Source organism: Chryseobacterium sp., assembly GCF_022712095.1.
Lineage (GTDB): Bacteria > Bacteroidota > Bacteroidia > Flavobacteriales > Weeksellaceae > Chryseobacterium.
In genome coordinates, this window is the sequence record NZ_JALAHD010000056.1 from 1 (window position 1) to 8,962 (window position 8,962).

The 8,962-nt window shown below is 34.3% G+C and carries 9 protein-coding genes; 1 reads left to right on the plus strand and 8 read right to left on the minus strand.

What is annotated here, in order from left to right:
• Positions 1-116: 116 nt before the first annotated feature.
• Positions 117-962 (plus strand): prephenate dehydrogenase, encoded by an 846-nt coding sequence (locus tag Q0A18_RS02740; RefSeq protein ID WP_292008639.1) that lies wholly within the window; start codon positions 117-119, stop codon positions 960-962.
• Positions 963-1,134: 172 nt separating this feature from the next.
• On the opposite strand, the gene Q0A18_RS02745 is transcribed toward Q0A18_RS02740, so the two are convergent.
• The 8 genes from Q0A18_RS02745 to Q0A18_RS02780 form a co-directional block, all read right to left on the minus strand.
• A complete protein-coding gene (locus Q0A18_RS02745) occupies positions 1,135-2,553 on the minus strand; it encodes an L-serine ammonia-lyase (RefSeq protein WP_292008640.1) in 1,419 nt (472 codons plus the stop codon).
• Between the two features lie 98 nt (positions 2,554-2,651).
• On the minus strand, positions 2,652-3,998 hold the full coding sequence (locus Q0A18_RS02750; RefSeq protein WP_292008641.1) for an ammonium transporter: 1,347 nt from the start codon (positions 3,996-3,998) through the stop codon (positions 2,652-2,654).
• A gap of 97 nt (positions 3,999-4,095) precedes the next feature.
• Entirely contained in the window at positions 4,096-4,737 is a 642-nt protein-coding gene (locus Q0A18_RS02755; RefSeq protein ID WP_292008642.1) for an alpha/beta hydrolase, read from the minus strand.
• 95 nt (positions 4,738-4,832) lie between these two features.
• Complete coding sequence (locus Q0A18_RS02760; protein WP_292008643.1) at positions 4,833-5,447, minus strand: YceI family protein; 615 nt, start codon at positions 5,445-5,447, stop codon at positions 4,833-4,835.
• Positions 5,448-5,524: 77 nt separating this feature from the next.
• Positions 5,525-6,091: a YceI family protein gene (locus Q0A18_RS02765; RefSeq protein WP_292008644.1), complete on the minus strand. Its 567-nt coding sequence runs from the start codon at positions 6,089-6,091 to the stop codon at positions 5,525-5,527.
• Positions 6,092-6,271: 180 nt separating this feature from the next.
• Entirely contained in the window at positions 6,272-6,850 is a 579-nt protein-coding gene (locus Q0A18_RS02770) for a hypothetical protein (protein WP_292008645.1), read from the minus strand.
• Positions 6,851-7,009: 159 nt separating this feature from the next.
• A complete protein-coding gene (locus tag Q0A18_RS02775) occupies positions 7,010-8,056 on the minus strand; it encodes a glucokinase (protein WP_292008646.1) in 1,047 nt (348 codons plus the stop codon).
• 125 nt (positions 8,057-8,181) lie between these two features.
• A complete protein-coding gene (locus tag Q0A18_RS02780) occupies positions 8,182-8,754 on the minus strand; it encodes a hypothetical protein (RefSeq protein ID WP_292008647.1) in 573 nt (190 codons plus the stop codon).
• Between the last annotated feature and the right edge of the window lie 208 nt (positions 8,755-8,962).

Consider the following 8,962-nt stretch of genomic DNA (forward strand, 5'->3'; position numbering starts at 1 on the left):
CAACAGTGAAACATATTATTATAGAATTTTTAACTCAGATCTGGGCTAGGGATTCTTATGAACATAACTTAAAAACCTCGTCCTAGACGGGGTTTTTTTATTTTAAAACATAAAGAATGAAAATAAGTATAATTGGTATCGGGCTTATAGGCGGTTCAATCGCTTTAAAATTAAGGGAAAAGGGAATTGCAGATTTTATCTATGGAATTGATAATAATGAGAAACATCTGAAAGAAGCATTAGATTTACATATCATTGATGCTAAAGCAGATTTAGAATATGGAATTAAAAACTCTGATCTGATTATTATTGCTATTCCTGTAGATTCTGCGAGGAATATCTTACCCGGAGTTCTGGACCTGATTTCCGATCATCAAACCGTAATGGATGCAGGATCTACAAAGGCTGGTATCGTAGGAGCTGTTAAAGATCACCCTAAACGTCCGAGGTTTGTGGCATTCCACCCGATGTGGGGAACAGAAAACAGTGGTCCGAAATCCGCAATTGCAGAAAGTTTTTCAGGAAAGGCAGGGGTAATATGCAATAAAGAAGAATCTGCATCAGATGCCATAGTTATTGCCGAAAACATCGTGAAAGGACTTGATATGCATTTAATCTACATGAATGCAGAAGATCATGATATTCATACAGCATATATTTCCCATATTTCCCATATCACTTCTTATGCCCTGGCCAATACGGTTTTAGAAAAAGAACGGGAAGAGGATACTATTTTTCAGCTAGCCAGTTCCGGGTTTTCAAGTACGGTAAGGCTTGCAAAATCTCACCCTGAAATGTGGGTTCCTATTTTCAAGCAGAATAAGGAAAATGTACTAGATGTTTTAAATGAGCATATTACACAGCTAAGAAAATTCAAGTCTGCTTTAGAAAAGGAAAACTATGAATATCTGGAAGAGCTCATCAGCAATGCTAATAAAATAAGAGGAATACTTGATAAGTAATCCTCTTTTCATTCTTTTTATTATGACAGAAATATAATGGTAAATACAAAATCTCTGTATGCTAATGGTGAATTTAAGGTGCTATCCTGTATTGTAGATTCTTCATTCCGCTACACTTCATTGAGAATCATAAAGACAACTTGATCATCATTTTTATTTAAAGATTAGGGAATTAGCATTCCGATACATTTACAGCGATTGCAAGACCTCCTTCTGAAGTTTCCTTGAATCTGTCGCTCATGGATAAAGCCGTTTCCCACATCGTCTGGATTACTTCATCAAGACTTACACGCGCTTTTGTAGGATCACTCTCAAGAGCAATATTCGCAGCCGTAATAGCCTTTATTGCTCCCATCGTATTTCTTTCAATACATGGAATTTGCACCAATCCTTTGATCGGATCGCAGGTAAGCCCTAAATGATGCTCCATTGCTATTTCAGCAGCCATCAATACCTGTCCGACATTTCCTCCCAAAATTTCCGTAAGTCCGGCCGCCGCCATTGCCGAAGAAACCCCCACTTCTGCCTGACATCCTCCCATAGCAGCGGAAATGGTGGCATTCTTCTTAAATAAGGTACCAATCTCTCCTGCTACCAATAAAAATCTTATGATATCATCTTCACTGGTAAAAGGTGTAAAAGCCTGAGAATACATTAAAACTGCCGGAATGACTCCACTTGCCCCATTAGTAGGTGCTGTAATGATACGGCCGAAACTGGCATTTTCTTCATTAACAGCTAAAGCAAAACAGGCTATCCATTTATTGATATTGGTAAAATTTTCTTCTGCATCTACTACCTGCTGAAACCATTCATCCCTGTTTTTATATATTTTATCCCCCAACAGTTTTCTATTAATTCCTGCCGCTCTGCGGGAAACATTTAACCCTCCGGGTAGGACACCTTCTTTATTAACCCCTTTATAGATACATTCTTTGATCTGCTGCCATATCAGTAATGCTTCTTTTTTTGTTTCTTCCCGAGATCTCCAGCTTTCTTCATTCACAAAAATAAGATCTGACATTTTTTTAAAGCCGAATTTTTCACAGTACTTTAAAACATCGGCACCGTGGTGACAAGGATACAAAGTGCGTACGCAATCTTTTTCTATTGAGTTTTTTTCCTGAGTTGCAATAAAACCTCCTCCTACAGAATAATAATCCTGAGTCAGTTCTGTTCCGTCTTCAAAAACAGCTCTGAAAATCATTCCGTTCGGATGAAAATCCAAGGATTTTTCCCTATTCAGAATAAGGTGATGTCCATAAATAAAAGGAATCATTTTCTGTCCTCCAAAATTAAGAAGTTGCTCTCTTTTTATCTGCTCTACTTTTTCATCGATTTTTGAGGTATTGATTGTTTTAAAGTCTTCGCCACTTAGCCCAAGCATACCGGCAATATCAGTTCCATGCCCGATTCCTGTTTTGGCAAGAGACCCAAAAAATTCAACAAAAACTTCCCTAACTTCCTGAACGGATTTTTCCCTGGACACTAAATTAATAAAAGAAGTTGCAGCATTCCAAGGCCCCATTGTATGGGAACTGGACGGGCCAATTCCTACTTTAATGATCTCAAAAACCGATATTGATTCCATAAATATAACTCACCATTTTTCTTTGAAAAACAAAGATACATGATAAATTATAATAAAGAACTTTCCTTATTAGTATTAAATATATTTTAAGATGTTTATTACCACTTAATACTTTCCTCATGCTGGGAAAGATCAAGTCCTCTATTTTCCGATTCTTCGGAAACTCTTAACGTAATGATCTGATCTGTAATTTTATATAAAAGTAAAGAACCGAAAAATGCAAAAACAGAAACTAATATTAATGCTGTCATATGATGAATAAAAACTTCAATACCTCCATGAAGTAAGCTTGCATTCTCACCATGTGCGAATACAGCAGTCAGAATCATTCCCATAATTCCTCCTACTCCATGACATGCGAAAACATCCAGTGTATCATCAATCTTTTTGAGCCTTTTCCAATTGACCATCAGATTGGAAACAATAGCAGATATAAACCCTATGAATAAGCTTTCAGGAATAGAAACAAAACCGCATCCCGGCGTTATTGCAACCAATCCTACCACTGCACCTATACATGCACCTAAAGCAGACACACTCCGTCCGTTAATTCTGTCAAAAAAGATCCAGGTCATCATTGCAGAGGCTGAAGCTATAGTAGTTGTTCCAAAAGCTGTTGCTGCTGTTGCATTGGCTGAAAGAGCCGATCCTGCATTAAATCCAAACCATCCAAACCAAAGCATACCTGTGCCTAACATCACAAAAGGAATATTGGAGGGTTCATGATGAGGATTTTTTCTATTTCCTAATACAATAGCTCCTGCCAAAGCTGCAAAACCTGCACTCATATGCACCACTGTACCTCCGGCAAAATCTTTCACTCCAAAATATTTATTCAAAAGTCCATCCGGATGCCATACCATATGACATAAGGGAGTATAAATAAACAGACTGAAAAGCACCATAAATAACAGATAGGAAATAAACCTTACTCTTTCAGCAAAAGACCCCGTAATAAGAGCAGGTGTAATAACAGCAAACTTCATTTGAAACAAAGCAAAAAGCACAAAAGGAATTGTAGATGCCATCATTTTATGAGGCAGCACTCCTACGCGACTGAAAAAGGGATAACTTAAGGGATTCCCGATAATACCATAATGTTCTCCGTTAATAGTAACTCCCAGAGAGTCTCCAAAAGAAAGTGAAAATCCTATTACCACCCACAAAATAGAAATAACCCCCAATGCGATAAAACTTTGCAGCATTGTGGAAATTACATTCTTTTTACCTACCATCCCTCCATAAAAGAAAGATAATCCCGGGGTCATTAAAAGAACAAGACCCGCTGCTGCCAGAATCCAGGCCACATCAGATCCTACAATATGATCTTCTGATAAAAATTCTCCGGTATTGGGAAAATCGTTGACAGGACTCCAAAAAAGCCCACCGATAGCCACCAATGCTATAATAGAGAATGAAACAATCCATTTTAATCCAATTTTCATAAAATTTATTTTTAACCCCTTCAAAATTAAAAATAAATTTTATAAATATTATTTTTTTCACCAATTAACCCTAAATTAATTAAGGTTAATTTAAAAACTAGTCAAAAATACTACTGAGAATCTTAGAAACTTCCCTATATTTTGTTGCCGGAAAAAGATGAGTACCACCCTTTATGACATAATCAGGTTTAGAATTTTTGATAGGAAAAACAATATCTTTATCTCCTAAGATCTGAATAACATTATTATTTTCTTCAAATTTCCATTCTGAGATTCTTTCTATGGACCATTTGAGATAATAGGGATCTCTTACTGTAAAATACTGCAATATTTTAGGATTCTGAGGGTCAAACAACTTTCTTACTGCCGAATAAAACATAGTGCTTTTATCATTAAAGAAACTGGCGGGCATCATTTTAGGGATTTTAGTAATCTCTCCCATTCTTATAAGTCTGGATTTCTCTTTATCAGACTTGATACTTCCCATAATCACTATTTTTTCTGCAGGTTTGATCTTATTGATCTCCTGGACCATTATTCCTCCAAACGAATACCCCAGAAGATAAAATGGTTCGGAGTCATCAATGACACTGGCCATTCTTTCCACATAATCCGAAAAGGATTCATTTTTTTCAGGAATAAGCCAATCAACGAACACAATACTGTGCTGTTCTGAAAATTCAAGTTTTTCAAGGACTTTAAAATCCGCACCCAATCCGCTTATTACATATATTTTCATACTACTAAAATAAAAAAATATGGACAACTTTTAAAACAAAAGCCATCCATATTCTCTTTAAATTCTATGATTAAACAATAAGATTTTATTTCATCTTAAAGCTTTTTTTCGTTATCTAATTTTTCCGTAGATACTCTGAACTGAATATCCATTTCATCTTTAATGAAATAATCTTTTAATGAAGACTGATAGAAGATTTTGAAATCTTTTCTGTTCAGTGAAAATTTAGCAGATTCTATTACTACTGTAAACTGTGTTACATATACATTTGCTGGGAAAGAGATCGTTTTTCTGATTCCTTTTAAAGTCAGGTTTCCATATACTGTAGAGTTATATTCACTGTTTTTCAAAGGAATAATTTTTGTTAAATGGAATTTAGCAATAGGGAATTTTTTAACCTCAAAAAAGTTGGTTCCTTTCAATTCATTAGTAAGCTTTATCTGGTCTTCTTCTGAAACATCCCCCGCCATTAAGCTTCTCATATCGATTACAAATTCACCGTCTACTAAAACTGTTTTATCGAAGTTGAATTTTCCACTTTTTAATTTTAAGGTACCGGAATTAGATGAAGCATCCATTTTTACCACTTTGTATCCCCACCACTTAATTTCGGATGAAACCACCTTGGAAACTTTAGTATCTCCCTTTTTTTGAGCAAAGGTAAATGATATGCTTACACACATCATTACAAACAATAGTAATCTTTTCATTATTTTTTATTTACAATTCAACAAAAATAAAAAAAAGTGTAGAACTTCTACACTTTTAATATTTTTTTTTGAGTAATTTATTTTGCTGTTACCTTTACAAGCATATCAATATCATCTTTAATAAAAACATCCTGCATCGGTGCTTTATAAACCACATCAAATTTTTGTCTGTCGAAAGAGAACTTATTGGACACCAAACTTACCACTCCTTTACTATATTGAATTTTGGCAGGGAAAGAAACAGGATTAGTCTTTCCTTTCACCGTTAAGTTTCCTGTTACCATATAATTATAAATTTTATCATCATTTTTCTTAACAGAAGTGATTTTAAAAGCTGCAGTAGGATATTTCTCTACTTCAAAAAAATCTCCATTCTTAAGGTGACCGTTCAGTTTAGTCTGTCCTTCTCCGGAAACATCAGTTGCATTAATGGAAGTCATATCCAATACGAAAGAACCTCCTACAAGTTCGTTACCTTTCATCACCATATCCCCTGATTTTACTTTTACAGTTCCATCATGAGAGGTTGCTTCAGATTTTGAAACTTTATATCCCCACCAGTGAACATCTGAAGCTACCACTTTTTTTGACTGCCCGAATGCAAGACCACTTGCCAATACTGCTAATAAAAATATTTTTTTCATTAATAAATAAAATAAATTGTTTAAGTGACAAATATATTATTCTTATTTAATAGATTTTATTGATATAGATCAATAAAGACGATTATTTTCATGAATATTATCATATTTATAATTTATTTTCATACACTAAAAAAACCTCTTCATCATGAAGAGGTTATCATTTAATTAAGTAAAATTTTTCTATTTCCCTAATGCAATATTGTAAGTTGCTCCCACTCCAATATTACCTACATTATACTTTTGATTAGCAATATCTCCTCTGCTTCCTACAAATACTTTCTGATACTGAACAAAGAAATTCCAATCTCTGTTATGAAAGCCTACTTGAGGTTTAATATAAAACCCTCCATCCGGTCTTTTCACATCGGCATTAGAAGCTACTTTATCATTTCCTGTTAGGAAACCATATCCAACATCACTTCCAAAATAGAAACCTGTCTTTTGGGGATAAAATCTTAATAATGCAGCTGCAGGAATTACCCCTACACTATTATTTTTCAATCCGTCATTATTCTTTTTAAAATACTGAGTATACCCTGAAGCAATCCCTAATCCAAAACTTGGAGTAACTAAATATTGATAAGCAACATCTGCTCCTACTGAAGCTGAAAGGTTTTCATTAGGTACCGCAATTCCTGCATTAAGTCCTACTTTCAATGTATTTCTCATACTTTTCTCTGCAGTATTAGTACTCTGAGCACTCATTAATCCTGCTGTTAAAACTCCTGCTATTAAAGCAGCTTGTCTAAATTTTTTCATTATTTGTATCCTTTTAGTTTATGGTACAAATTTACAGCAGATTACCAATAGATAACATTGATCTAAATCAATAAAATCAATTAATCATATAAATAATATAAAATAAAAAAGCCCCGAACGTATCGGAGCTGATATATTTAATTCTGAAATAATTATTTTTTATTCCTGATAGTAAGCAGAATACAAAGCTATTCCGTGTAGAGCTACATTTTCTTTTTTAACAAGATAAAGCGGAATATTTCTTAACATATCTTCCATCTTGTCACTGATTTTAAATTTCTCATAGAAATCCTCCTTGTTAATATAATTTTGGATTAGCTGAGGAATATCCCCTGAAATTAATAATCCTCCGGTAGCTTTTAGTTTCAGAGTTAAGTTATTAGCTTCTCTTGCCAAAAACTCTAAGAAAGTATCTAATGTAATTTTACAGATCATTACATCATCTTCTACCGCTGCTTTATAAATTTCCTCAGTGAAATTTCCATTAACAAGACGCTCTGACAGCCATTCCGGTTCAGGGTGTCTTTTCACATCTCTTAAAAATCGGTAGATATTAAAAAGTCCGGTTTTAGATAAAACATTCTCCCAACTTACAATTCCATAAATATTATTCAGGAATTGATAGAATTCTACTTCTACATTAGTTCTTGGGGAAAACTCGGAGTGCCCTCCTTCTGTAGCAAAAGGTCTCAGATATTGTCCGTCGAAATAATATCCGGCTTCACCCAATCCGTTACCGGGTGCTAAAATAGCTACATTTCCTTTTTCTAAATGACCACTTGTATAGATTGCATCCAGATCACTATCTTCCAAAAGCCCCATTCCGTAAGCTGAAGACTCAAGATCGTTAAGCATATATACCCTGTCAAATCCGAAATCTTTTTTATATTCTTCTATATCCAGGCCCCAATTTAATCTTGCAGGACTACTCTTCCCGTCAATTACAGGTCCGGGGACTGCCATTCCCAGTCTTTTCACATCATGAAGCTGCCTCTCTTCAATAAATATTTTCAATATTGCTGAAAAAGAGGAATATTCTTTTGTACGATAATTATTTTGAAATTTTATTTCAATACCCCCATTTTCAGAAACATAATATCCTAAAGTCGTGATATCTTCACGAAGGTTGGCTCCGATAATAGATACATTGTTATTCCTATTTTTCACCCCTGGTAAATACAGTGGAAATTTTGGATTCAGGTTCATAATTTCAAATTTTACCAAAGATAATAATTGTTTTCTTAAAATCCTTGCTGATCAAAAAAACCTTTACAAAAAATTGAAAAGGTGTTGATTAATAATTGGTTATATATTAAATCTAACTACTTTTATTATTGTCCTAAGGCGATATTATAAGCAACTCCAACTCCAATGTTCCCCACATTATAGTCCTGATTTACTAAATCCCCTTTGCTTCCTACAAATACTTTCTGATATTGAACAAAGAAATTCCAGTCTCTGTTATGATATCCAATCTCCGGTTTGATATAGAATCCTCCGTCAGGTCTGTCTACATTCACATTTGAAGCCACTTTACTGTTACCTACTAAAAAACCGTATCCTAAATCAGTTCCGAAATAGAATCCTGTTTTCTTAGGATAAAATCTTAATAAGGCTCCCACTGGCACAACACCTACATCATTATTACTATATCCGTTATTATCTTTACTAAAATAATGGGTATATCCCGAAGCAATACCTACTCCAAAACTTGGAGTTACCAAGTACTGATAAGCCACATCTACTCCCAGAGAAGCTGAAAGGTTATCTGCTGGGACCGCCAAACCAACATTTGCTCCTACTTTTAGCATATTTTTCATGCTAACAGGCTGAGTCTGCTGAGCACTTGCATAACCTGCTGTTAAAATTCCAGCCACCAAGATTGCTTGTTTAAAAATTTTCATAACTCTATTTTTATAAATTTTACTCAACTAGGAGCTGTAAAAATCGTGCCAAAATAGGAAAAACACATTGAAAACCGCCTTCAAACCCCTTATAATTCTACAATTCATAATATGTTAAAATTTCATAAAATCAAATAAATGTTTAAGTTAAAAAACTTTTTAAAGGCATAAACTTTTACCTTTTATTTATTTTTAAAAATAAAAAACC